Here is a 25,724-nt window from a genome sequence, read left to right on the forward strand (position 1 = left end):
GCGGCCGTAACTATAACGGTCCTAAGGTAGCGAAATTCCTTGTCGGGTAAGTTCCGACCCGCACGAAAGGTGTAACGATTTGGGCACTGTCTCAACCAGAGACTCGGTGAAATTATAGTACCTGTGAAGATGCAGGTTACCCGCGACAGGACGGAAAGACCCCGTGGAGCTTTACTGTAGCCTGATATTGAATTTTGGTACAGTTTGTACAGGATAGGCGGGAGCCATTGAAACCGGAGCGCTAGCTTCGGTGGAGGCGCTGGTGGGATACCGCCCTGACTGTATTGAAATTCTAACCTACGGGTCTTATCGACCCGGGAGACAGTGTCAGGTGGGCAGTTTGACTGGGGCGGTCGCCTCCTAAAGTGTAACGGAGGCGCCCAAAGGTTCCCTCAGAATGGTTGGAAATCATTCGTAGAGTGCAAAGGCATAAGGGAGCTTGACTGCGAGACCTACAAGTCGAGCAGGGACGAAAGTCGGGCTTAGTGATCCGGTGGTTCCGCATGGAAGGGCCATCGCTCAACGGATAAAAGCTACCCCGGGGATAACAGGCTTATCTCCCCCAAGAGTCCACATCGACGGGGAGGTTTGGCACCTCGATGTCGGCTCATCGCATCCTGGGGCTGTAGTCGGTCCCAAGGGTTGGGCTGTTCGCCCATTAAAGCGGTACGCGAGCTGGGTTCAGAACGTCGTGAGACAGTTCGGTCCCTATCCGTCGTGGGCGTAGGAAATTTGAGAGGAGCTGTCCTTAGTACGAGAGGACCGGGATGGACGCACCGCTGGTGTACCAGTTGTTCTGCCAAGGGCATAGCTGGGTAGCTATGTGCGGAAGGGATAAGTGCTGAAAGCATCTAAGCATGAAGCCCCCCTCAAGATGAGATTTCCCATAGCGTAAGCTAGTAAGATCCCTGAAAGATGATCAGGTTGATAGGTTCGAGGTGGAAGCATGGTGACATGTGGAGCTGACGAATACTAATAGATCGAGGACTTAACCATATAATATGTAGCAAATGTTATCTAGTTTTGAAGGAATATGCCTTCAATAGTTTGGTGATGATGGCAGAGAGGTCACACCCGTTCCCATACCGAACACGGAAGTTAAGCTCTCTAGCGCCGATGGTAGTTGGGACCTTGTCCCTGTGAGAGTAGGACGTCGCCAAGCAACTAAAAACACAAGTCATTTGACTTGTGTTTTTTTGTATTGTTAAAAAGAATAGGAAAGAAGTAAGAGTAATACAAACACGTTGCCCAAGAGTTAATCATATTATATAAAAGATGGGTGTATATTTTTCTGTAAATTGTTAAGGATTAGAAGTATAAAATAGGTTCACTTAAATAGGGAGGGAAGGTTATGAAATTACAAAGTGAAGTTTGTATTGTTTGTGAGACGAAAAGAAAAGAAGGTATATATGTTTATAATAATTTAATATGCTATGAATGTGAAAAGGATATGGTGAATACAGAGACAGATGATCCGAAATATATACATTATTTAAAGCAGCTTCGAAAACTAGAAGTATCATATTTTTAAATAGGCATATGCCTATTATTTTTTTTGTTCTGTATAATAGATAGAGAATGAATAATAAGGAAGAGATGTAGATGAATCAAAATCGTATGCCTTTATATGAGGCGTTAATAGAGTTTAAAGAAAGAGGGCCGTTATCCTTTCATGTTCCAGGTCATAAGAATGGTTTAAACTTCCCTCAGGAGGCAATAAGAGAGTTTAAAGATATTCTATCTATTGATGTAACTGAGTTAGCAGGACTAGATGATTTGCATAGTCCGTTTGAATGTATAGATGAGGCACAACAATTATTGGCTGAAGTTTATAATACAAAGAGGAGCTATTTTTTAATTAATGGTTCAACAGTCGGGAACTTAGCAATGATTTTGTCTTGTTGCGGGGAACATGATATTGTTCTTGTACAAAGAAATTGTCATAAATCAATTATTAATGCTTTAAAACTTGCGGGAGCAAATCCCATTTTTTTAGATCCATGGATTGACGAAGCTTATAATGTACCAGTGGGAGTTCGTAACGAAATTATTAAGAAAGCAATTGGAAAGTATCCAATTGCGAAAGCACTCATTTTAACGCATCCTAATTATTATGGTATGGGGATGGATCTAGAGGCAAGCATCGCTTTTGCACATGCACATAAAATACCTGTTTTGGTAGATGAGGCACATGGGGCACATCTGTGTTTGGGAGAACCATTCCCGAAGTCAGCATTAACATATGGTGCAGATATTGTAGTTCATTCTGCACATAAAACATTACCCGCAATGACAATGGGTTCCTATTTACATATAAATAGTCACTTAGTAGATGAAGAGAAGGTTACTACTTATTTAAGTATGCTACAATCTAGTAGTCCATCGTATCCAATTATGGCTTCCTTGGATATAGCACGCTTTACAATGGCACGTATAAAAGAAGAAGGTCACAGTGAAATTGTTGAGTTTTTACAAAGATTTAAGGAACAACTACGTTCTATTCCTCAAATCGCCATTTTAGAATATCCGTTGCAAGATGAGTTAAAGGTCACCGTACAAACTCGTTGTCAGTTATCAGGGTACGAATTACAGTCTGTATTTGAAAAGGTCGGTATATATACAGAGATGGCTGATCCGTACAATGTCCTATTTATTTTACCACTACAAGCAAATGAGGGGTATATGAAGGTTATAGAGATGATCCGAGTAGCATTGCAACATTATGAGGTGAAAGACAAGAGAGAATCTATTCGTTATACTTATAAAGGTGAGTTCTCTCTTTTACCGTATACGTATAAACAACTAGAAGGATATAAAACAAAGATAGTATCTATAGAAGAGGCTGTTGGAATGATAGCGGCGGAAATGGTGATTCCGTATCCACCTGGAATTCCATTGATTATGTATGGAGAGAGAATTACTTCAGGGCATAAAGAGCAAATTATGTATTTAGAGAGAGCAGGAGCTCGTTTTCAAGGGAATACGAAATATATGAAAGTGTATGATATAGAAAGTAGGTTTTAGGATGAAGGGATTATTTGTAACAATTGAGGGCCCAGAAGGTTCAGGTAAAACAACGTTAATTAAAAGCTTATTGCCATATTTTGAAAAAAAAGCACAAAAGGTAATGGCGACAAGGGAACCAGGTGGTATTGCAATTTCTGAGGACATTAGGACGATTTTACATAAACAAGAATATACGATGATGGAAGCACGTACAGAAGCGCTTCTTTATGCTGCTGCGCGCAGACAACATTTAGTAGAAAAAGTTATGCCAGCACTTAATGAGAACTACCTCGTGTTATGTGATCGTTTTATAGATAGCTCTTTAGCATACCAAGGCTATGCAAGAGGATTGGGTATGGATAAGGTATTTGAAATAAATCGTTTCGCAACAGAGGACTGTATGCCTAGTTTAACAATTTATCTAGACATTGAGCCTGAGGTTGGTTTGGCTCGGATTGAAAAAGATGCAGGACGTGAAGTAAATCGACTAGATATGGAAGATATCTCTTTCCATAAACGTGTACGCGAAGGGTATTTACAAGTTGTAGAACGTTTCTCGGATCGTATTGTATTGGTAAATGCTGATCAGCCGATGGAAAAACTTATAGAAGAAGTTGTTCAGATTATAGAAGATAAATTGTTATAATAGAAGGAAAGAATGAAATAAGTGAGGTATGCATTATGACGAAGACGTGGGAGCAGCTTTCTGCTATACAACCCATCGGTGTAAAAATGTTGATGAATAGCATTGCAAAAGAGCGTATATCCCACGCTTACTTGTTAGAGGGAGGGAAAGGGACAGGAAAGTTTGCGACAGCAATTCAAATGGCAAAGAGTTTCCTCTGTTCTGAGCGGAATGGGGTAGAGCCCTGCCATGTATGTACAAACTGTAAGCGAATTGATTCAGGTAACCACCCTAACTTACATATTGTAAAACCAGACGGATTATCTATTAAAAAGCAGCAAATTCATGATTTACAAGAAGAGTTTTCAAAAACAGGATTAGAGGCAAATAAAAAATTATATATTATTGAGCACGCAGATCGTATGACAGCAAATGCGGCAAATACACTTTTGAAATTTTTAGAAGAACCAAGTAGTGATACAACTGCTATTTTACTTACTGAACAAAGTCATCAAATTTTAAATACGATTTTATCTCGTTGCCAAGTTGTTACGTTTAGACCGTTACCTACGGAATCTTTAATTAGAAGATTACAGGATGAAGGGATTACAGCATCTTTATCGACACTTGCTGCTCAACTTACAAATAGTTTTGATGAAGCTTTAGCTTTATGTAGTGATGAATGGTTTGCACAAGCACGAGCTTTAGTGATAAAATTATGTGAAGCGCTCGAAAAAGATAAAACCTCTATTTTTTTTGTACAAGAAAAATGGGGAAAACACTTTGGAGAGAAAGAACAATTACAGCAAGGTTTAGATATGTTACTCCTTATTTATAAGGATTTATTATATGTTCAACTTGGAGAAGAAGATCGTCTTGTTTTTCATGATCAGAAAGAGATGTTTGAATCGTTTTCCTATGCTCAGAAGCGCATTGTATCAGCTCTCTTTAATATATTAGAGGCAAAAAATAGAATCAACGCTAATGTAAATGCGCAGCTTGTGTTCGAACAGTTAGTGTTGCGGTTGCAGGAGGGATGACCGTTTTGTATGATGTAGTAGGTGTTCGCTTTAAGAAGGCCGGAAAGGTATATTACTTTGATCCAAATCAGTTCGATATCTCTGAAAATGAGTTTGTCATTGTAGAAACGGTAAGAGGTATTGAATACGGAAAAGTAGTTATTACCAAAAAACAAGTTGATGAAAACGACGTTGTATTACCGCTAAAAAAGGTTATTCGTATTGCAAATGAAAATGATCGTACCATTGTTGAAGAGAACAAACATGCTGCAAAAGAAGCATATCAAGTCTGTCAACAAAAGGTAGTAGAGCATAATCTTGATATGAAACTTGTAGATGTAGAGTATACATTCGATCGTAATAAGATTATTTTCTATTTTACTGCGGATGGTCGGATCGATTTCCGCGAACTAGTGAAGGACTTAGCCGCAATTTTTAGAACAAGAATTGAACTAAGACAAATTGGTGTTCGTGATGAAGCGAAGATGCTAGGTGGTATTGGTCCATGTGGTCGTATGCTTTGTTGTTCTACTTTTTTAGGGGATTTTGAACCTGTATCCATTAAAATGGCAAAGGATCAAAATTTATCATTAAATCCTGCAAAAATCTCTGGTTTATGTGGTCGCTTAATGTGTTGCTTAAAATATGAGAATGATGAATATGAGGCAGCAAAGGAACAACTTCCTGATTTAGATCAACGTATACAAACCCCGCATGGTACTGGCCGTGTTATCGGATTAAATATTTTAGAAAGATTAATTCAAGTGGAACTAGTAGACAAGGAACGGATAGTAGAATATACGTTAGATGAGTTAGTAAATAAAGGGGTCGTTTCGAGTCAAACCACAGATTAATGAGGTGGGTGCTTGTGGAGAAAAAAGATATTTTTGAATCGGTTTCTAGTATGGAAGAGCAAATTGGACATTTATATAAACAGTTGGGAGAGTTAAAACAGCATCTTGCAGAGTTGTTGGAAGAAAACCAGCATATAAAAATGGAAAATAACAATTTGCGACACCGTTTTGAAGAAGTGCAGAATAAAGAAAAACAAAAAACTCAAAAACGTAAAGAAGTGAAGCCGAAAACAGATATTGGTGAAGGCTATGACAATTTAGCGAGACTGTATCAAGAAGGTTTTCATATTTGCAATCTACATTATGGAAGTGTACGTAAAGAGGGAGATTGTTTGTTCTGTCTGTCATTCTTAAATAAAAAGTGAAATTACCTTTCCAATTATAATTGGAAAGGTAATTTTTTATACATGAAATAGGGTAGGTTAAGGGTAAGAAAAGGAGCAGTATATGAATTTATATGAAGATGAACGTTTAGATTACTTATTAGCACAAGACATGAAGATTATACAAAGCCCATCGGTATTTAATTTTTCTTTAGATGCCGTTTTACTTGCAGATTTTGTATGGGTACCAATTCAAAAGGGGAATTTACTTGATTTGTGTACAGGTAACGCGGTTGTTCCCCTTCTATTAAGTACAAGAACAAAAGGAAATATTACTGGTGTGGAAATTCAAGAACGCTTATATGATATGGGAGTAAGAAGTGTTCAATACAATGGGTTGGAAGAAAGAATTCACCTCATACATGGAGATTTGAAAGATATGCCAGAGAAACTTGGGCGTCATCAATATGATGTTGTTACATGTAATCCACCATATTTTCAAACACCTCAAACTTCAGAGAAAAATATGAATGAACATTTAGCGATAGCTCGTCATGAAATTATGTGTACATTAGAAGATGTTGTATCTGCAAGTAGTCAGTTAGTAAAACAAGGTGGGAAAGTAGCGTTTGTACATCGTCCAGGGCGATTACTAGACATTGTCACATTAATGCGTAAATATAAAATTGAACCAAAGCGTGTGCAATTTGTTTATCCTAAGGTTGGAAAAGAAGCAAATACATTGTTAATTGAAGGAATTAAGGATGGAAATGCAGATTTGAAAATCTTACCGCCTCTCGTTGTATATGAGAACAATAACGAATATACAAAGGAGCTACGTTCAATTTTATATGGAGAAGAATAAGCACTTTTTTTATGTGGTAGAGTGCTCTGATGGAAGTTATTATGCTGGATATACAAACCATATAGAAAAGAGAATTCAGACTCATAATAGCGGAAAAGGGGCTAAGTATACACGTGTCAGGCTTCCTGTCGTTTTAAAATATGTAGAGACCCATGATGATAAGCGTACAGCTATGCAAGCGGAGTATTACTTTAAGAAATTAACGAGAAAACAAAAAGAGGCATATATGCAAAAAGGAGAACGCTATGTGGCAACAAAAAAGCTTTCAACAAAATGAAAAGGGAGTTTTATATTTAGTGCCAACTCCTATTGGAAATCTAGAAGATATGACATTTCGTGCAATCCGAATTTTAAAAGAAGTTGATTTAATTGCTGCTGAAGATACGAGACAAACGAAAAAACTTTGTAATTATTTTGAAATTGAAACACCTGTCACGAGTTATCATGAGCACAATAAAGAAGTAAGTGGGAAGAAACTATTAGAGAAATTAGAGGATGGAAAGAATGTAGCACTTGTTAGTGACGCTGGTATGCCATGTATTTCTGATCCAGGTTACGATATTGTCGTTGAGGCAGTAGCTGAGCAATATCATGTAATTCCGCTTCCTGGAGCAAATGCAGCCCTTACAGCATTAATTGCATCTGGTCTTGAAACAAAGCAGTTTTATTTCTATGGTTTCTTGCAGAGAAACAAAAAGGAACGGAAGATGGAGTTAGAAAAGCTTCGTTATGTACAAACTACAATGATGTTTTATGAAGCACCTCATCGTTTAGATGATACTTTAATTTCGATGCAGGAAGTGTTGGGAAATAGAGAGATTGTATTATGTCGAGAGTTAACGAAAAAATTTGAGGAATTTATTCGAGGAACAATCGAAGAAGCAATTGAGTGGACGAAGCAAAATGAAGTACGTGGTGAGTTTTGTATTTTAGTAGCTGGTTCAACAGAAGAACCTGCTCCAGAAGAACAATGGTGGGAATCTCTTTCGGTATATGATCATATTGAATATTATATAAATGAAAAAAGTATGAATTCAAAAGAAGCGATTAAAACAGTCGCTAAAGATCGAGATTTGTCGAAAAGAGATGTATATCAAATCTATCATGTCGATAAAAAATAAGCTTCTCATAATTGAGAAGCTTATTTTGCTGTTTCGATATAATCTTGAAGTTCGTTTAAGATTTGCTCAGCGCCTTCTTTGCTTAAGATGATTTTACCTTCAGCTAAAGAAAGGTTACCGTCAGATACTTCACCAGTTACTTGGCAAGTCATGTTTGGTTTATATTTCTTTAAGATGATTTTTTCGTCATCAACATAGATTTCAAGAGCGTCCTTTTCTGCAATACCTAAAGTACGGCGTAATTCGATTGGAATTACTACACGACCTAATTCATCAACTTTACGAACAATACCAGTAGATTTCATAATTTTTTTCCTCCTAAATAAATAGTTTATAAGTTTCGAGTCTATTTTTAGATTCGTCATTTTTCGACAAAATACCCTATGGACATATGATACCAATCATTTACATTTCCGTCAATTCTTAAATTCTATATTTTTTAAAAAGATTTATAGATTTCTTATTTCTTATATATAATAGATTGAGAGGAAATTCCACAATTATTTACATTATTTTCTGAAAAAATAATAAATTTAAAGTAGATATTGTATATTTTTTTGAAATATGAGCAATAGATGATAAAGATATCGAGCATTAAGACCTAAATTTAAAATTAGGTTGGCGTAAAGAAGATAAGTTAGATTTGGGCTGCTCGTAAAAGCCCAATTAACGTGGGCTAATAATTAGTGGGGAGGAACAAAACCCTACTGATTAAAGTTTCACTTTATATATGAGTTTTTGATATACTGTTTATAAATACATATGAGGTTATTCGGGAGGTCCAAAACAATGACAGAGGAAAATAAGTCCTTTTATATTACTACCCCAATTTATTATCCAAGTGGAAAATTACACATTGGACATGCTTATACGACAGTAGCAGGAGATGCGATGGCACGATATAAGCGTATGCAAGGTTATAATGTGCATTATTTAACAGGAACTGATGAGCATGGACAGAAGATCCAAAAGAAAGCAGAAGAGTTAAATATTACGCCACAGGCATATGTTGATAACATTGTTGCAGGAATCAAAGAGCTTTGGGAGAAGATGGATATTTCTTATGATGATTTTATTCGTACAACTGAAGATCGTCATAAAGATGTTGTCGAAAAAATCTTTAAGCAATTAGTAGATCAAGGTGACATTTATCTTGATGAATATGAAGGTTGGTATTCTGTACAAGATGAGACGTTCTATACAGAGCATCAATTAGTAGATCCAATTATGGAAGGCGACAAAGTAGTTGGAGGAAAAAGCCCAGATAGTGGTCATGATGTAGAACTTGTTCGTGAAGAATCTTATTTCTTTAGAATGGGTAAATATGTCGACAGACTATTAAAGTTCTATGAAGATAATCCACATTTCATTCAGCCGGAGTCTCGTAAAAATGAAATGATTAATAATTTTATTAAACCAGGATTAGAAGATTTAGCGGTTTCTCGTACTTCATTTGACTGGGGAGTTCGTGTTCCTGGTAACCCAAAACACGTTATTTACGTATGGGTTGACGCATTATCTAACTATATTACGGCGTTAGGTTATGGAACAGCAAATGAAGAGAAATATAAAAAATTCTGGCCTGCAGATGTGCATTTAGTTGGGAAAGAAATTGTTCGTTTCCATACAATTTATTGGCCGATAATTTTAATGGCATTAGATTTACCTCTTCCGAAGAAAGTCTTTGCTCATGGCTGGATTTTAATGAAGGATGGAAAGATGAGTAAGTCAAAAGGAAACGTAGTAGATCCAGTTACATTAATCGATCGTTACGGATTAGATGCATTACGTTATTACCTACTTCGTGAAGTTCCATTTGGATCTGATGGCGTATTCACACCAGAAGGATTTGTGGAGCGTATTAATTTCGACTTAGCAAATGACTTAGGTAATTTATTAAATCGTACAGTAGCTATGATTGATAAGTATTTTAACGGAGAAATCCCTGCATTTAAAGAAAATGTGACGGAATTTGATGAAACGTTAGTAGCGTTTGCACAAGATACTTTGAAAAAAGTAGAAGAAGCAATGGAGAATATGGAGTTCTCTGTAGCGTTAGGATCTATTTGGCAACTAGTTAGTCGTACGAATAAATATATTGATGAAACACAACCATGGGTATTAGCAAAAGATGAGAATGATCGTGAAAAGTTAGCCTCTGTAATGGCTCATTTAGCAGAAGTACTTCGTCAAACAGGTATTATGCTTATGCCATTCTTAACAGTAGCACCAAGCAAGATGTTTGCTCAGCTTGGCCTTACTGATGAAGCTCATAAATCTTGGGAAAGTCTATCTACAATTGGCTGCATTCCAGCTGGAACAAAAGTAGAAAAAGGAAACCCAATTTTCCCTCGTTTAGAAATGGAAGTGGAAGTAGAGTACATTAAAGAACAAATGAAAAGCTCTGCTCCTAAAGTAGAAGAGAAAAAAGAAGAAGAACCGAAGGCAGAAGAAATTACAATTGATGATTTCTTTAAAGTAGAATTACGCGTAGCTGAAGTACTATCTGCTGAACCTGTGAAAAAAGCAGACAAGTTGTTAAAAATTCAACTAGACTTAGGCACAGAAAAGCGTCAAGTTGTTTCTGGAATTGCAAAATTCTATTCGCCGGAAGACTTAAAAGGTAAAAAGGTTATTTGTGTAACAAACTTAAAACCTGTAAAATTACGCGGTGAATTATCGCAAGGTATGATTTTAGCGGGCGAAGAGAATGGCGTATTGTCATTAGCATCAATCGACCAAAATCTACCAAATGGTACCAAAATCAAGTAATTAAGACAAGAAAAGAGATGTTTCACGTGTAACATGTGTGAAGCGTCTTTTTTCTTTTTACACTCTCTATTTTTGCATTAAGATTGTAGTATTGTTATCGTTAAGTTATTAAAGAACTTATTTTTGTAGAATAAACTTGATTTCAATATAAAAGGAGTTATGTAGTATGTTGTTTGATACACATTCACATTTGAATGCAGAGCAATTCGAAGAAGATTTGCAAGAGGTTATTTCCCGAATGAAAGAAGCGGGAGTTACTTATACAGTTGTTGTTGGTTTTGATGAAGTAACGATAAAAAAGGCGATGGAATTAGCTGAAGCCTATGATTTTATTTACGCTGCGGTTGGCTGGCATCCAGTTGATGCAATCGACATGACAGAAGAACATTTAGCTTGGTTAGAAGAACTTGCTTCTCATCCTAAAGTTGTTGCACTTGGAGAAATGGGCTTAGATTATCACTGGGATAAGTCTCCAAAAGAAATACAGAAAGAAGTATTTCGTAAACAAATTGCATTAGCGAAAAAAGTAAATTTGCCGATTATTATACATAACCGCGATGCAACTCAAGATATTGTTGATATTCTAGAAGAAGAGAATGCAGCTGAAGTAGGGGGCATTATGCATTGCTTTAGCGGTAGCGTAGAAGTAGCAGAGCGATGTGTTGATATGAACTTTTTAATTTCGTTAGGTGGACCAGTTACATTTAAAAACGCTAAGAAACCGAAAGAAGTTGCTACGGAGATTCCGTTAGAGAAATTGTTAATAGAGACGGATTGTCCCTATTTAACGCCGCATCCATTTCGCGGGAAACGAAATGAACCGAGTTATGTAAAACTCGTAGCAGAAGAAATTGCGAATTTAAAAGGAATTTCTTATGAGGAAGTAGCAGAAATGACAACTAAAAATGCAAAAGTTTTATTTGGTGTTGAATAAAAAGAACGGGGGAAACCTGTTCTTTTTTATTTTGAGAAAAACTAGTAGAAGTAATCAAGAAAATAAATGTGAATGATGAAGTGTTACAATAAGAACAGGGAACAAAGATTTTTCTATTCTATTTTTTAAAATATAAGAATGGGGAAAATAATAATGGAAAAGTCGTCATTTTTTTGTTTTACTAAGTAGAGACGAAATGAGTGTGGAGGCAAGCATGAAAATAAAAGAGATTATCGTTGTAGAAGGTAAAGATGATACAGTTGCGATTAAGCGTGCTGTTGATGCGGATACAATTGAAACGAACGGTTCAGCAATCGGTGATCATGTTATTGAGCAAGTTAAATTAGCGCAGCAAAAAAGGGGCGTTATTATTTTCACAGATCCGGATTATCCTGGAGAGCGTATTCGAAAAATTATTTCTGACAAGGTTCCTGGCTGTAAGCATGCTTTTTTACCGAAGGAAGAAGCGCTTGCTAAAAGGAAAAAGGGTGTTGGGATTGAACATGCTTCTAATGAGTCGATTCGCCGTGCTCTAGAGAATATACATGAAGAAATGGAAGCTTACACAAGTGAAATTAGTTGGAGTGATTTAGTCGATGCAGGCTTAGTGGGCGGAGAAATGGCAAAGAGCCGCAGAGAAAGAATGGGTAAGCTATTAAAGATTGGTTATACAAATGCAAAACAGTTACATAAACGATTACAGATGTTTCAAGTTTCAAAGGAATCATTTGCAGAAGCTTATAAGCAAGTAATACAGGAGGAAAAAAAATGAAGGATATCGCAACGCCAAATCGTACAAAAGACATTGTTGAAAAATATGGATTTTCATTCAAAAAAAGTTTAGGACAAAACTTTTTAATTGATACAAATGTATTAAATCGTATTGTCGATCATGCAGAAATTGGTTCAGAAAGTGGTGCAATTGAAATTGGACCAGGTATTGGTGCATTAACAGAGCAATTAGCGAAGCGTGCTAAAAAAGTAGTGGCTTTTGAAATTGATCAAAGACTATTACCAATTTTAGATGAGACGTTAGCGCCATATGGTAATGTTACAGTTATTAATAAAGACGTACTAAAAGCAGATGTACATGAAGTATTTAATGAGCAATTTGAAGAAGGGCAAGATGTAATGGTAGTAGCTAACTTACCATACTATATTACAACGCCAATTTTATTTAAATTGCTTGAAGAAAAGTTACCAGTTCGTGGATTTGTTGTTATGATGCAAAAAGAAGTTGGAGATCGTTTAGCTGCTAAACCTGGAACGAAAGAGTATGGTTCTTTATCGATTGCCATTCAGTACTATACAGAGGTTGAAACAGTTATGACTGTACCGCGTACAGTGTTTGTACCACAGCCAAACGTTGATTCTGCAATTATCCGCCTTCTAAAGCGTCCTAAACCGGTTGTAGAGGTGACAGATGAAACGTTCTTCTTTGAAGTAGTACGAGCAAGTTTCGCACAGCGCCGTAAAACTTTAATGAATAATTTATCAAATAATTTAAATGGTTTCCCGAAAGATAAGGAGTTATTGGATCGAATTTTAACAGAAGTAGGAATTGATCCAAAGCGAAGAGGCGAAACGCTATCTATTGAAGAGTTTGCAACATTAAGTAATGCATTAGTTCTTCATAAATTATCATAAGAATATGAAAGGGACAGTTCAAGTTGAACTGTCCCTTTTGTCACCTTTCTCTCTCTAAATTCATACTTTAAAAACAGGTAAGATGGCCTAATGAGTTTGGAGGTAGGAGAATGGTTTTACATGTTGGAGAGTTAGTGGAACGATATTCTCATAAGAGGGATATTCTTTTTCGTATTATAGAAATAAAAGGCGAGATAGCTATATTGTTTGGAGAGGAAATTAGACTGGTGGCGGATGCGCCACTGGAAGATTTAATTAGTATAGATCAAAGAGAACATAAAAAAAGGGTGAAGCGTGAGAAAGAAACAATGGAGCGCACGTATCGTTTGTTTCAACAAGATTATGTACTGATGAAACAAAGGCATGAACATACTTCAACTGGTGGATACACAAGTGAGGTAAATTATTTTCAAATGCCGGGACGTGTATTGCATATAGATGGAGACCCTTTATATTTGCGCAAGTGCTTAGATTTATATAATAAAATTGGCGTTCCTGTTCAAGGTATTCATTGTAAAGAAACGGAGATGCATGAAAAAGTAGTAGACTTAATAGATCACTTTCGCCCAGACATTCTCGTTATTACAGGGCATGATGCATATACAAAATCAAAAGGAGTGAAGGGAGATTTAGCGGCATATAGGCATTCAAGGCATTTTGTACAGGCTGTTCGTGAAGTGCGAAAAAAATATCCATCATTGGATCAACTTGTTATTTTTGCTGGGGCATGTCAATCACATTTTGAGGCACTAATTCGTGCAGGGGCCAATTTCGCTAGTTCACCATCTAGAATTAATATTCATGCACTAGATCCTGTATATGTAGTTGGTAAAATTAGTTTTACTTCATTTATGGAGAGAGTCAATGTATGGGATGTCGTACGTAATACAATTACTGGTGAAAAGGGACTAGGTGGAATTGAAACGAGAGGGATTTTACGAACGGGATTACCTTTTCAACATTACGAAGAGTAAGCAGGATACATATGTATCTTGCTTTTTTGTATGGAAGGATTTAAATGAATTTGGATAAAAAGAGGTAAGAACGTAAAGACTACGTAATGATACTTTTACAATATAGTATTTCTTCTATCTATTCAAACGCAGGATGATATTAGCTGTGAATCGCGGTTAATAATTAGGATAGATATATCGTGCTTTAAGTGTTCAATCTAAATTACAGCGAGGTGTAGCGAAGTATATGTCAAAACGTTTAGATGAAATTAAAAGCGAATTAGATCACCATCTTGGACAGCGACTTATGTTAAAAGCAAATAGTGGAAGAAGAAAAACTGTGGAGCAATCAGGTGTACTAGCAGAAACATACCGCTCCGTTTTTGTTGTACAATTGGATCAACAAGAAGATGCGTTGCAACGTGTATCTTATAGTTATGCAGATGTTTTAACAGAGACAGTAGAGTTAACATTTTATGGAGACCCTCATAATGAGGTCATTTTATAATCCGTATATCATTACATATATTCCCATAAATGAAAAGCTATATTATTTTGCATACTAACTATACCGTAGCAAAATAAGGAGGGACTCTGCATTGAGTAGACGAAGAGGTGTCATGTCAAACCAATTTAAAGAAGAGCTAGCAAAAGAGCTTGGCTTTTATGATGTTGTTCAGAAAGAAGGATGGGGCGGAATTCGTGCGAAAGATGCTGGTAACATGGTGAAACGTGCTATAGAAATTGCAGAACAGCAATTAATGAAACGAAACCAGTAGTTGTAAGATACTTTCTATGCTACGGTAGCCGAGGAGACATTCCTCGGCTTTTTGTACTCTAAAAGGTGCCATCATTTTACATAAGTAGTTTCATTCTGAATGCTTTTCGTTATAATTAGGGAAGTGTCATCGTCTTACTATAAATTTATGGTAAAATAAACGATAAAAGATTGAGTACATAGAGTGGGTGAATAGATTGAAGCTACTAGTGAAAGCACCAGCAAAGATTAATCTGTCGTTAGATGTACTGGGAAAAAGACAAGACGGATATCATGAAGTGAAAATGATTATGACAACCATTGATTTAGCAGATCGTCTAGAACTAACGGAATTAGCAGAAGACCGTATTGAAATTTTATCCCATAATCGGTATGTCCCAGACGACCAACGAAATTTAGCTTATCAGGCAGCGAAATTATTAAAAGAGAAGTTTAATGTAAAAAAAGGTGTATCTATTACTATTGAAAAAACGATTCCAGTAGCAGCTGGATTAGCAGGTGGAAGTAGTGATGCAGCAGCGACATTACGTGGTCTTAATAAATTATGGAATTTAGGGCTTACAATTGATGAGTTAGCAGAGCTTGGTGCAGAAATTGGATCAGATGTATCGTTCTGTGTATACGGAGGCACAGCAATTGCCACTGGAAGAGGAGAGAAAATTGAGCATATAAAGACTCCGCCTTCTTGTTGGGTTATTTTAGCGAAACCACATATAGGTGTATCTACTGCTGATGTGTATGGAAATTTAAAGTTAAATCGAGTTACACATCCAAATGTAGATAAAATGGTTGATGTCATAAATTCTGGTGATTATAAAGGAATTTGTGATACTGTTGGTAACGTTTTAGAAGATGTAACATTTGGAATGCATCCTGAAGTTGCCCGTATTAAATCACAGATGAAGCGATTTGGAGCGGATGCTGTATTAATGAGTGGAAGTGGTCCAACTGTATTTGGACTTGTACACCATGATTCACGAATGCATCGCATTTATAACGGATTAAAAGGATTTTGTGAACAAGTCTATGCGGTACGTTTATTAGGAGAGCGAGAAACGCTTGAATAAAGACGTATAATACGTTATGATTTGTTTAGAATATTCGTGATTTGAGGTGAGAGTATGAAAATTAGAAGAAGTACAAGATTAGTCGATATGACTTATTACTTGCTACAAAACCCTCGTCAGCTAGTATCTCTCACTTTTTTTGCTGAAAGGTATCAATCGGCTAAGTCTTCCATTAGTGAAGATTTAGTTATTATTAAGCAAACGTTTGAACAACAAGGGGTCGGCACATTGCAAACGATACCAGGAGCAGCAGGAGGAGTGAAATATATACCGTATATAAGTGAAGAAGAGGCAGATCTAATTATTGATGAGCTTTGTGGCTTATTTGAAAACCGAGATCGTATTTTGCCTGGCGGTTACTTATACATGACAGATTTATTGAGTAATCCTCGCCATATTAATGGCGCAGGTCGTTTGTTTGCTTCTGTTTTTGCTAGGCAACCAATTGATGCAGTTATGACGGTGGCAACGAAGGGGATTCCACTTGCTTATGCAGTGGCAAATTACTTAGATGTACCAGTTGTAATTGCAAGGAAAGATAATAAGGTAACAGAAGGTCCGACTGTTAGTATTAACTATGTGTCGGGTTCTTCTAAACGAATTCAAACAATGACGTTAGCGAAACGCAGTCTTCCAGAAGGGTCGAATGTTTTAATCATTGATGACTTCATGAAAGCTGGCGGAACAATTCAAGGTATGATGAGTATGTTAGAAGAGTTCAAGGCTAATGTTGTTGGTATTGGTGTATTAGTAGAATCCACAGATATTGAAGAACGACTAATTAATAATTTTGTATCATTAATTCGTCTATCGGAAGTTGATGTGAAAGAAAAAACGATTCAAGTGGAAAAAGGGAATTATTCTCTTGCGCCATTTGATGAAGGGCTTGTAGAGGCGGAATAAAAGATAGAGCAGATAGCTCTATCTTTTTTTATTTTATTTATAGATTATAAAATAGATGGACAAACTGCCTTTCGTACACTATTTTTAAAGAGTAAAATAAATAATAAAAGGGTGAAAAGTATGAAAGTTGTTCAAACAAGCAAGGCACCACAAGCAATTGGACCTTATTCACAGGGGATTATTGTAAATAACATGTTCTATAGCTCAGGACAAATTCCATTGATGGCAAATGGGGAGCTTGTAACAGGAGATGTAACAGTACAAACAGAACAAGTATTTCAAAATTTACAAGCGGTATTAGAGGAAGCAGGTGCTTCATTTGATACAGTCGTAAAAACAACAGTATTTTTAAAGGACATGGATGATTTTAATGCTGTGAATGAAGTGTATAGCTCTTATTTCACTACTCATAAACCAGCTCGATCTTGTGTGCAAGTAGCAAAATTACCGAAAGATGTTTCCGTTGAAATTGAAGTAATCGCCCTAGTTAAGTAACCTTTTGTAAGCGATAACCTCCACTAATCTCTATATTCAACTACTTCAAAAATTTTTATCTTAAAAATTTTTAAAAAATTAAAGGGAAAATAGAAAATTTGTGGAATTTATACAAATATATCGCTTATTTAGAAAAGGGTGGTGAACACAAGATGGAAGTGACTGACGTAAGATTACGCCGCGTAAACACAGAAGGCCGCATGAGAGCAATTGCCTCTATTACTCTAGACCATGAATTTGTTGTTCATGATATTCGTGTAATTGATGGTAATAATGGATTATTTGTAGCAATGCCAAGTAAACGTACTCCAGATGGAGAGTTCCGTGACATTGCACATCCAATTAATTCTGGTACACGCTCTAAAATTCAAGATGCGGTTTTAACAGAGTATCATCGTTTAGGCGAGTTAGAAGAGGTTGAGTTTGAAGAAGCAGGTGCTTCGTAAAATTCGAATGAAAAGGGCTTTTGACAAAAAGCCTTATAATTTTGTAGCAAACTCCTGTAAGCATTTACAGGGGTTTGTTTTTTTGCTTTATATTTGGAAACTTCATAATTTATTAACATAAAAAGAAGAAACTACTAATTTTTTCAAAATCATTTTAAATAGTATAGCTTATTTCTTAAAAAAGATACTAAAGAGTAAAACATCTTATAAGAATTATGGTAAAATTTAATAGTTAAAATGTGTTTCTTGAAATATATGATGATTTAGGATAATATCTTTAATGGATAAATAGGTTGCGATGGAGGGTCTATATGTCAAACAGATTTGCAGTGATTCTAGCTGCAGGTAAAGGCACACGTATGAAGTCAAAGCTATACAAAGTGCTGCATCCTGTATGTGGAAAACCTATGGTACAACACGTAGTCGATCAAGTATCTCAATTAGGATTGCAGAAACTTGTAACGGTTGTTGGACATGGTGCTGAAATGGTACAAGAACAGCTAGGGAACGTAAGTGAGTTTGCATTACAAGCAGAACAACTTGGTACAGCACATGCTGTAGATCAAGCTGCAAATGTACTTGCAAATGAAGAAGGAACAACTTTAGTTATTTGTGGTGATACGCCTCTAATAACTGCTGAAACAATGGAAGCATTACTTCAGCAACATAAAGAAGCAGGAGCAATGGCGACGGTGCTAACAGCATACATAGAAGAGCCTGCTGGATATGGCCGTATTGTTCGTAATGAGAATGGTCATGTTGAAAAGATTGTTGAGCATAAAGATGCAAATGAGAAAGAATTAGCTATTAAAGAAATCAATACAGGTACGTATTGTTTTGATAATAAGGCTTTATTTGCTTCACTTTCTAAAGTTTCAAATGATAACGTGCAAGGTGAATATTACCTTCCAGATGTTATTGAGATTTTAAAAAATGAAGGTCATATCGTATCAGCTTATCAAACAGAGCAGTTCGATGAAACGTTAGGTGTTAACGACAGAGTCGCTCTATCGCAAGCGGAAATTATTATGAAAAACCGTATCAATCGAAAGAACATGGTAAATGGTGTTACAATTATTGATCCAAGTAACACTTATATTTCTGCTGATGCAATTATCGGTAGCGATACAGTTCTTCATCCAGGAACAATTATTGAGGGGAACACTGTAATTGGTTCTGATTGTGAAATTGGACCGCATACAGTAATTCGCGATAGTGAAATTGGAGATCGTACGACAATTCGACAATCTACTGTACATGATAGTAAGCTTGGTACAGAAGTATCGGTTGGTCCATTTGCACATATTCGCCCAGATTCAGTTATTGGAGACGAAGTACGCGTTGGAAACTTCGTGGAAATCAAAAAAACTGTCTTTGGTAATAGAAGTAAAGCTTCACACTTGAGTTATATCGGGGATGCACAAGTTGGAGAAGACGTGAATCTTGGTTGTGGTTCAATTACGGTGAACTATGACGGTAAGAATAAATTCAAAACTGTGATTGGTAATGGGGTATTTATTGGATGTAATTCAAACCTTGTTGCTCCAGTAACAGTTGAAGATGGTGCTTATGTGGCGGCAGGCTCTACAATTACAGAGAATGTTCCATCAAAAGCATTATCGGTAGCACGTGCACGTCAAGTTAACAAAGAAGACTATGTTGATCAATTGCTGAATAAGAAAAAATCATAATAATGTGGAGGGTTAATCTAGATGTCGACTCAATATCTAAATTCTAATTTGAAAGTATTCTCTTTAAACTCTAATAAGGAACTTGCTGAGCAGATTGCAAAGCATATTGGAGTAGGACTAGGAAAATGTTCTGTTGATCGTTTTAGTGATGGAGAAGTTCAAATTAACATTGAAGAAAGTATCCGTGGTTGCGATGTATTCATTATTCAATCTACAAGCTTCCCAGTAAACGAACATATCATGGAATTACTTATTATGATCGATGCATTAAAACGTGCATCTGCGAAAACAATTAATATTGTTATTCCTTACTATGGTTATGCGCGTCAAGACCGTAAAGCGCGTTCTCGTGAACCAATTACATCGAAACTTGTAGCAAACTTGCTTGAAACAGCAGGTGCAACTCGTGTAATCACTCTAGATTTACATGCTCCACAAATTCAAGGGTTCTTTGATATCCCAATCGACCACTTAATGGGTGTACCGATTCTTTCTGATTACTTTGAAACAAAAGGTCTTAAAGATATCGTAATCGTGTCTCCTGATCATGGTGGTGTAACTCGTGCGAGAAAAATGGCAGATCGTCTAAAAGCGCCAATCGCTATTATTGATAAGCGTCGTCCTCGCCCGAACGTTTCAGAGGTAATGAACATTATCGGTAATATTGAAGGCAAAACAGCGATTTTAATTGATGACATCATTGATACAGCTGGTACAATTACATTAGCAGCAAACGCTCTTGTTGAGAACGGTGCTTCTGAAGTATATGCTTGCTGTACACACCCAGTATTATCTGGTCCAGCAATTGAGCGTATTCAAAATTCAAATATTAAAGAGTTAGTTGTAACGAACTCTATCGTATTACCGGAAGAGAAGAAAATCGACAAAGTACATGAACTTTCAGTTGCTCCATTAATCGGAGAAGCAATCATTCGTGTATACGAAGAAGAATCTGTGAGTGTATTATTCAATTAATTGGATAGAATGAGACGTAACCAAAATTGGTTACGTCTTTTCGTATCGAAAAAAGAAAGTAGTGGTACAAGAATGAAATTGATAGTAGGACTTGGGAACCCAGGTAGAGAATATGAATTAACAAGGCATAATATTGGATTTATGGCCATTGATGAACTTGCGAAGCGTTGGAACATTTCTTTGAATGAACAAAAATTTAAAGGTGTATTTGGTGCAGGGTTTGTTAATGGAGAAAAGGTAATCTTATTAAAGCCGCTAACATACATGAATTTATCTGGGGAAAGTATTCGTCCACTCATGGATTATTATAAAATTGATGTTGAGGACTTCGTTGTTATGTACGACGATTTAGACATTCCTGTAGGTAAATTGCGTCTTCGCATGAAAGGTAGTGCTGGTGGACATAATGGTGTAAAGTCAACGATTTCGCACCTAGGAACACAAGAATTTCAACGTATCCGTATGGGAATTGATCGCCCGAAAAATGGAATGAAGGTAGTCGATTATGTATTAGGACGCTTTACATCTGAAGAGATTCCGGATGTTAACCATTCTATTGAAAAAGCAGCGGATGCATGTGAAGAGTGGCTAAATAAGCCTTTTCTTCAAATCATGAATACTTTCAATAGTTAAAAATAAGATTGGGAATATTTCTCTTTTGTTTTACCCATACTAGTAGTAATTGAATTTTTAGGAGGCTAGTATGGAAGGGTATTATTATTGCAGACACTGCGGAGGTAATGTAGGCTCCATTAACGCAGAAAAAGTATATAGCGACGTTTTATTTCAACTAACGGAGCAAGAAGTAGTAGAAATGATTCATTTTCATGAGAATGGAAATATATATATAAAAACGATTTGTGAATCGTGTCAAGAAACGCTCGCATCTTATCCTGAGTATTATGAGTATGAAAAATTTCTGCAATAAAATGTTGTCGCTTTGGCATGTCCAAAGCATTTTTCTGTTTTCCTTTTCCAAAATATTTGCATAAAATAGAATGACTTGCTCTTTATGTTGAGAGGAGTTTTAAAAATGATAGGTTTATTAGAGCAATTTTATAAAAATGAAGAGATACAATCGGTTATTAATGGGTTAGAAGATGGGTTAAAAGAACAACTTATATCAGGGATGGCAACGTCTTCTCGTTCATTATTAATGGCGGCTTTATATAAAAAAACAAAAAAATCACAATTAATCGTGACACATAACTTATACCAAGCACAAAAAGTATATGAAGATTTAGTGGCGTTACTTGGTGAAAAAGATGTGTGGTTATATCCAGTGAATGAACTGATAGCATCGGAAATTGGAGTTGCAAGTCCAGAATTGAAGGCGCAACGTATAGAAGTGTTAAATCGCTTGGCTGCGGGAGAGAATGGAATCATTGTAGCGCCAGTGGCAGGATTGCGTAGATTTTTACCAATAAAAGAATTGTGGAAGCAAAAGCAAGTTGAAATCAATCTAGGGCAAGAGATTGATTTAGATGCGCTCTTGCATACTTTACATCATATTGGCTATGAACGTAAGTCGATGGTAGAAGCTCCAGGGGAGTTCAGTTTGCGTGGGGGAATATTAGATATATATCCTTTAACTGAAGAACTACCATTTCGTATTGAATTCTTTGATACAGAAGTCGATTCTATTCGATTATTTGATGTGGATGAACAGCGTTCTCAAGGTAAAAAAGAAAGCGTTAGGTTTGGTCCGGCAACAGAGTTTTTATTTTCACAGGAAGAATTAAAATCAGGAATTCAGCATCTTGAAGAAGGCTTGACTAAGACGATGCAAAAACTTTCTGATGATAAACTAAAGACTAAAGTGCTTGAGACGGTAAGTCATGAAATTGAGATGTTGAAAAACGGGCAAAGTATAGAACAGATGTTTAAATACTTATCTATTTTCTATAAAGAACCTGCTAGTCTGATAGATTATTTACCAGAAGATGGTGTTGTAATTTTAGATGAGATTTCCCGTATTCAAGAAACAGCATCACATCTTGAAACAGAAGAGGCGGAATGGTATATATCACTTCTTGGTGAAGGAACAATTATTCAAGATTTATCTTTCTCTCACCCATTCGAGGGGTTTCTTCATCATAAAAAAAGAAGTTTTGTATATTTAACGTTATTCTTGCGTCATATCGCACACACACATCCGCAAAATATTGTTAATGTAACATGTAAAACAATGCAAGATTTCCATGGACAGATGAATTTGTTAAAAACAGAAATTGATAGATGGAATGAAGGGCATTTTACGACTGTTGTACTCGGAACGGATGATGAACGTGTGAAAAAATTACAACATATTTTAAGTGATTATGATATTGAGGCAGATATTGTAGAAGGTACAGATATTTTATTGCCTGGAAGATTACAAATTGCTGTAGGTGATTTACATGCAGGATTTGAAATGCCGATGCAAAAGCTTGTTGTCATTACTGAAAAGGAGCTTTTTCATAAGAAAGTTAAAAAATCACAACGTAAACAAAAGTTATCGAATGCTGAACGTATTAAAAGTTATTCGGAATTAAAAGTTGGAGATTATGTAGTTCATGTAAATCATGGTATAGGTAAATTTTTAGGTATTGAGACATTAGAGATTAATGGTGTTCATAAAGATTATTTAAATATTAAATATCAAGGTAATGATAAGCTATACGTTCCAATTGAACAAATTGATCAAGTTCAAAAATATGTAGGATCTGAAGGTAAGGATCCGAAAGTTTACAAATTAGGTGGGAATGATTGGAAAAAGGTTAAAACGAAAGTTGAAAAATCTGTACAAGACATTGCGGATGACCTAATTAAACTATATGCTGAGCGCGAAGCTTCAAAAGGCTATGCATATACGCCAGATACGGCAGAACAACAAGAGTTCGAATCATCTTTCCCGTATCAAGAGACAGAGGATCAGTTACGTTCTATTGACGAGATTAAAAAAGATATGGAACGCGGACGCCCGATGGATAGGCTCCTTTGTGGTGACGTAGGGTATGGAAAGACTGAAGTGGCTATTCGTGCGGCATTTAAAGCAATTATGGATGAAAAACAAGTTGCAATTTTAGTACCGACAACGATTCTTGCGCAGCAACACTATGAAACAATTCGAGAGCGTTTTCAAGATTATCCGATCAATATAGGCTTATTAAGTAGATTCCGTACGAGAAAACAACAAAATGAAACAATTAAGGGCTTAAAGGATGGAACAGTAGATATTGTAATCGGAACACATCGTATTTTATCTAAAGATGTTACGTATAAAGATTTAGGGCTTCTTATTATTGATGAAGAACAAAGATTTGGTGTGACACATAAAGAAAAAATTAAACAATTGAAGGCGAATGTTGACGTATTAACATTAACGGCAACTCCGATTCCGCGGACGCTTCATATGTCTATGCTTGGTGTGCGCGACTTATCTGTTATTGAGACACCACCAGAAAATCGTTTCCCAGTCCAAACGTATGTAGTCGAGTATAATCCAGCGTTAATGCGAGAGGCGATAGAGCGAGAGCTTGCAAGAGGTGGTCAAGTTTACTTCCTATATAATCGTGTAGAGGATATTGAAAGAAAAGCAGATGAAATTTCGATGTTAGTTCCAGATGCCCGCGTAACGTACGCACATGGGAAAATGAACGAAAGCGAATTAGAGTCTGTTATGCTATCATTTTTAGAAGGACAGCATGATGTTCTTGTAAGTACAACAATTATTGAGACGGGTGTAGATATCCCGAATGTAAATACGTTAATTGTATTTGATGCAGATCGTATGGGATTATCACAGTTGTATCAGCTTCGTGGGCGTGTTGGACGTTCTAATCGTGTTGCATATGCATACTTTGCATATAAACGTGACAAAGTGCTGTCAGAGGTTGCAGAGAAGCGTCTACAAGCAATTAAAGAGTTCACGGAACTTGGATCTGGTTTCAAAATTGCGATGAGAGATTTATCTATTCGTGGAGCAGGTAATTTGTTAGGGGCAGAACAGCATGGATTTATTGATTCTGTCGGATTTGATCTATATTCTCAAATGTTAAAAGATGCAATTGAACAGCGTAGAGGAACAGATGGGGCTGAAAATATAGTTAATGTTGAAATTGACTTAGAGGTAGATGCATACTTACCAGATGCTTATATTTCAGATAGTAAGCAAAAAATTATGATGTATAAACAATTTAGAGGTGTTTCTGCAATTGAGGATATTGAAGAATTGCAGGAAGAAATGATCGATAGATTTGGCGATTATCCACAAGAAGTTGGTTATTTATTACAAATTGCAAATATTAAAGTGTTGGCAATGAAAGAAAAAATTGAATTAATTAAGCAGAATAAATTTGAAGTAACATTCCTGTTTTCTGAACAAGCAAGTCAAAATATTGATGGTGGAAAATTATTCATGCTCGGAAATAGTTTTGGACGTATGATCGGTTTAGGAATGGAAGGATCACAATTGAAAATTGTTATGAAAACAAATGGCTTAGAGACATCGAAGTGGTTAACGATTGCTGAAAATTTATTAAAAGGCTTGCCAGATGTAAAAAAAGAAGTAATAAATGCCTAAAATAAGATAAAAAAATACAATTCGACGTGCATAGAAGAACTAATGTGTAAAATACTATATCTAACAGTTGGTGATTTTTACATGAACAGGTAAATTCACCACTTTGATCATCAGTAGAAAGTGAGGCAGCATTAGAATGAAAGCAACTGGAATCGTACGTCGAATTGATGATTTAGGCAGGGTCGTAATCCCGAAGGAAATTCGTAGAACTTTACGTATTCGAGAAGGAGACCCACTAGAAATATTTGTTGATCGCGATGGAGAGGTAATTTTAAAGAAGTATTCTCCAATTAGTGAGCTAGGTGATTTTGCAAAAGAATATGCTGATGCTTTATATGACAGCTTAGGACATAATGTGCTTGTGTGTGATCGAGATTCTATCATCGCAGTATCAGGCGTATCGAAAAAAGAATACTTAAATAAAAGTGTTGGCGATTTAATTGAAAAAACGATGGAAGAACGAAAGTCTGTTATTATGACGGATGAAAGTGATATTTCCATTATTGATGGTGTAACAGAAAAGGTTCATTCTTATACAGTTGGACCGATTGTTGCAAACGGAGATCCGATTGGAGCCGTCATTATTTTTTCAAAAGAAGCTATTATAAGCGAGATCGAGCATAAAGCGGTTAATACTGCTGCCAGTTTCTTAGCGAAACAAATGGAACAGTAAGGGTATATTGATT

The 25,724-nt window shown here is 36.2% G+C and carries 27 protein-coding genes and 2 rRNA genes (1 of these 29 cut by a window edge); 28 read left to right on the forward strand and 1 reads right to left on the reverse strand.

What is annotated here, in order from left to right:
* The 11 genes from MHB52_RS00165 to rsmI all read left to right on the forward strand — a co-directional run.
* Positions 1–996 (forward strand): 23S ribosomal RNA (locus MHB52_RS00165); it begins 1,927 nt to the left of the window's first position.
* 50 nt (positions 997–1,046) lie between these two features.
* Positions 1,047–1,162: ribosomal RNA gene (gene rrf, locus MHB52_RS00170) — 5S ribosomal RNA — on the forward strand.
* Between the two features lie 189 nt (positions 1,163–1,351).
* Positions 1,352–1,531 (forward strand): sigma factor G inhibitor Gin, encoded by a 180-nt coding sequence (locus MHB52_RS00175; protein WP_000776279.1) that lies wholly within the window; start codon positions 1,352–1,354, stop codon positions 1,529–1,531.
* 71 nt (positions 1,532–1,602) lie between these two features.
* The gene (locus MHB52_RS00180; RefSeq protein WP_061663943.1) at positions 1,603–3,024 is read left to right on the forward strand and encodes an aminotransferase class I/II-fold pyridoxal phosphate-dependent enzyme; all 1,422 of its coding nucleotides are present in this window, start codon (positions 1,603–1,605) and stop codon (positions 3,022–3,024) included.
* 1 nt (position 3,025) lies between these two features.
* A complete protein-coding gene (gene tmk, locus MHB52_RS00185) occupies positions 3,026–3,652 on the forward strand; it encodes a dTMP kinase (RefSeq protein WP_000677214.1) in 627 nt (208 codons plus the stop codon).
* A 35-nt stretch (positions 3,653–3,687) separates the two neighbouring features.
* Positions 3,688–4,671, forward strand: coding sequence for a DNA polymerase III subunit delta' (gene holB, locus MHB52_RS00190; RefSeq protein WP_000169563.1), 984 nt, complete (start codon positions 3,688–3,690; stop codon positions 4,669–4,671).
* A gap of 5 nt (positions 4,672–4,676) precedes the next feature.
* Complete coding sequence (locus tag MHB52_RS00195) at positions 4,677–5,504, forward strand: PSP1 domain-containing protein (protein ID WP_000272429.1); 828 nt, start codon at positions 4,677–4,679, stop codon at positions 5,502–5,504.
* Positions 5,505–5,518: 14 nt separating this feature from the next.
* A complete protein-coding gene (yabA, locus tag MHB52_RS00200) occupies positions 5,519–5,869 on the forward strand; it encodes a DNA replication initiation control protein YabA (RefSeq protein ID WP_000412063.1) in 351 nt (116 codons plus the stop codon).
* 82 nt (positions 5,870–5,951) lie between these two features.
* Positions 5,952–6,692, forward strand: a complete 741-nt coding sequence (locus tag MHB52_RS00205) for a tRNA1(Val) (adenine(37)-N6)-methyltransferase (protein ID WP_016118985.1) — start codon at positions 5,952–5,954, stop codon at positions 6,690–6,692.
* Entirely contained in the window at positions 6,679–6,969 is a 291-nt protein-coding gene (locus tag MHB52_RS00210; RefSeq protein WP_061663944.1) for a GIY-YIG nuclease family protein, read from the forward strand. Before MHB52_RS00205 ends, MHB52_RS00210 begins: the two co-directional genes overlap by 14 nt.
* Positions 6,938–7,813, forward strand: coding sequence for a 16S rRNA (cytidine(1402)-2'-O)-methyltransferase (gene rsmI / locus MHB52_RS00215; protein ID WP_000267821.1), 876 nt, complete (start codon positions 6,938–6,940; stop codon positions 7,811–7,813). The genes MHB52_RS00210 and rsmI overlap by 32 nt, the downstream gene beginning before the upstream one ends.
* Positions 7,814–7,833: 20 nt before the next feature.
* Here the strand turns inward: rsmI and MHB52_RS00220 are convergent, their stop codons facing one another.
* A complete protein-coding gene (locus MHB52_RS00220; RefSeq protein WP_000843036.1) occupies positions 7,834–8,118 on the reverse strand; it encodes an AbrB/MazE/SpoVT family DNA-binding domain-containing protein in 285 nt (94 codons plus the stop codon).
* A 484-nt stretch (positions 8,119–8,602) separates the two neighbouring features.
* On the opposite strand from MHB52_RS00220, the gene metG reads away from it, so the two are divergent.
* From metG to spoVT, 17 genes are all read left to right on the forward strand, one after another.
* A complete protein-coding gene (gene metG, locus MHB52_RS00225; protein WP_000134135.1) occupies positions 8,603–10,585 on the forward strand; it encodes a methionine--tRNA ligase in 1,983 nt (660 codons plus the stop codon).
* Between the two features lie 166 nt (positions 10,586–10,751).
* The gene (locus MHB52_RS00230; RefSeq protein ID WP_000895846.1) at positions 10,752–11,519 is read left to right on the forward strand and encodes a TatD family hydrolase; all 768 of its coding nucleotides are present in this window, start codon (positions 10,752–10,754) and stop codon (positions 11,517–11,519) included.
* A gap of 214 nt (positions 11,520–11,733) precedes the next feature.
* On the forward strand, positions 11,734–12,291 hold the full coding sequence (rnmV, locus tag MHB52_RS00235) for a ribonuclease M5 (protein WP_000692835.1): 558 nt from the start codon (positions 11,734–11,736) through the stop codon (positions 12,289–12,291).
* On the forward strand, positions 12,288–13,166 hold the full coding sequence (rsmA, locus tag MHB52_RS00240; RefSeq protein ID WP_000651548.1) for a 16S rRNA (adenine(1518)-N(6)/adenine(1519)-N(6))-dimethyltransferase RsmA: 879 nt from the start codon (positions 12,288–12,290) through the stop codon (positions 13,164–13,166). The genes rnmV and rsmA overlap by 4 nt, the downstream gene beginning before the upstream one ends.
* Positions 13,167–13,276: 110 nt before the next feature.
* Positions 13,277–14,140: a sporulation peptidase YabG gene (yabG, locus tag MHB52_RS00245; RefSeq protein ID WP_000242868.1), complete on the forward strand. Its 864-nt coding sequence runs from the start codon at positions 13,277–13,279 to the stop codon at positions 14,138–14,140.
* 226 nt (positions 14,141–14,366) lie between these two features.
* A complete protein-coding gene (gene veg / locus MHB52_RS00250) occupies positions 14,367–14,627 on the forward strand; it encodes a biofilm formation stimulator Veg (protein WP_000044347.1) in 261 nt (86 codons plus the stop codon).
* Between the two features lie 91 nt (positions 14,628–14,718).
* Complete coding sequence (sspF, locus tag MHB52_RS00255) at positions 14,719–14,898, forward strand: acid-soluble spore protein SspF (protein ID WP_002094215.1); 180 nt, start codon at positions 14,719–14,721, stop codon at positions 14,896–14,898.
* A gap of 196 nt (positions 14,899–15,094) precedes the next feature.
* Positions 15,095–15,964 carry a 4-(cytidine 5'-diphospho)-2-C-methyl-D-erythritol kinase gene (gene ispE, locus MHB52_RS00260; protein WP_000772104.1) on the forward strand — a complete coding sequence of 290 codons (870 nt, stop codon included), beginning with the start codon at positions 15,095–15,097 and terminating at the stop codon, positions 15,962–15,964.
* A gap of 54 nt (positions 15,965–16,018) precedes the next feature.
* Positions 16,019–16,867: a pur operon repressor gene (gene purR / locus MHB52_RS00265; protein ID WP_000702468.1), complete on the forward strand. Its 849-nt coding sequence runs from the start codon at positions 16,019–16,021 to the stop codon at positions 16,865–16,867.
* Positions 16,868–16,987: 120 nt separating this feature from the next.
* Entirely contained in the window at positions 16,988–17,362 is a 375-nt protein-coding gene (locus tag MHB52_RS00270) for a RidA family protein (RefSeq protein WP_000869812.1), read from the forward strand.
* A 152-nt stretch (positions 17,363–17,514) separates the two neighbouring features.
* Positions 17,515–17,808 (forward strand): septation regulator SpoVG, encoded by a 294-nt coding sequence (gene spoVG, locus MHB52_RS00275; protein ID WP_000454041.1) that lies wholly within the window; start codon positions 17,515–17,517, stop codon positions 17,806–17,808.
* 311 nt (positions 17,809–18,119) lie between these two features.
* The gene (gene glmU / locus MHB52_RS00280) at positions 18,120–19,499 is read left to right on the forward strand and encodes a bifunctional UDP-N-acetylglucosamine diphosphorylase/glucosamine-1-phosphate N-acetyltransferase GlmU (RefSeq protein WP_000071033.1); all 1,380 of its coding nucleotides are present in this window, start codon (positions 18,120–18,122) and stop codon (positions 19,497–19,499) included.
* 21 nt (positions 19,500–19,520) lie between these two features.
* The gene (locus tag MHB52_RS00285) at positions 19,521–20,474 is read left to right on the forward strand and encodes a ribose-phosphate diphosphokinase (protein WP_000107420.1); all 954 of its coding nucleotides are present in this window, start codon (positions 19,521–19,523) and stop codon (positions 20,472–20,474) included.
* 72 nt (positions 20,475–20,546) lie between these two features.
* The gene (gene pth / locus MHB52_RS00290; RefSeq protein WP_000767702.1) at positions 20,547–21,107 is read left to right on the forward strand and encodes an aminoacyl-tRNA hydrolase; all 561 of its coding nucleotides are present in this window, start codon (positions 20,547–20,549) and stop codon (positions 21,105–21,107) included.
* 70 nt (positions 21,108–21,177) lie between these two features.
* Positions 21,178–21,402, forward strand: coding sequence for an anti-sigma-F factor Fin family protein (locus MHB52_RS00295; RefSeq protein ID WP_000399438.1), 225 nt, complete (start codon positions 21,178–21,180; stop codon positions 21,400–21,402).
* 105 nt (positions 21,403–21,507) lie between these two features.
* On the forward strand, positions 21,508–25,038 hold the full coding sequence (gene mfd, locus MHB52_RS00300) for a transcription-repair coupling factor (protein WP_061663945.1): 3,531 nt from the start codon (positions 21,508–21,510) through the stop codon (positions 25,036–25,038).
* A gap of 136 nt (positions 25,039–25,174) precedes the next feature.
* Positions 25,175–25,711 carry a stage V sporulation protein T gene (gene spoVT / locus MHB52_RS00305; RefSeq protein WP_000648302.1) on the forward strand — a complete coding sequence of 179 codons (537 nt, stop codon included), beginning with the start codon at positions 25,175–25,177 and terminating at the stop codon, positions 25,709–25,711.
* Positions 25,712–25,724 lie beyond the last annotated feature (13 nt).

Source organism: Bacillus sp. FSL K6-0073 (assembly GCF_038006085.1).
GTDB classification, from domain to species: Bacteria; Bacillota; Bacilli; order Bacillales; family Bacillaceae_G; genus Bacillus_A; species Bacillus_A cereus.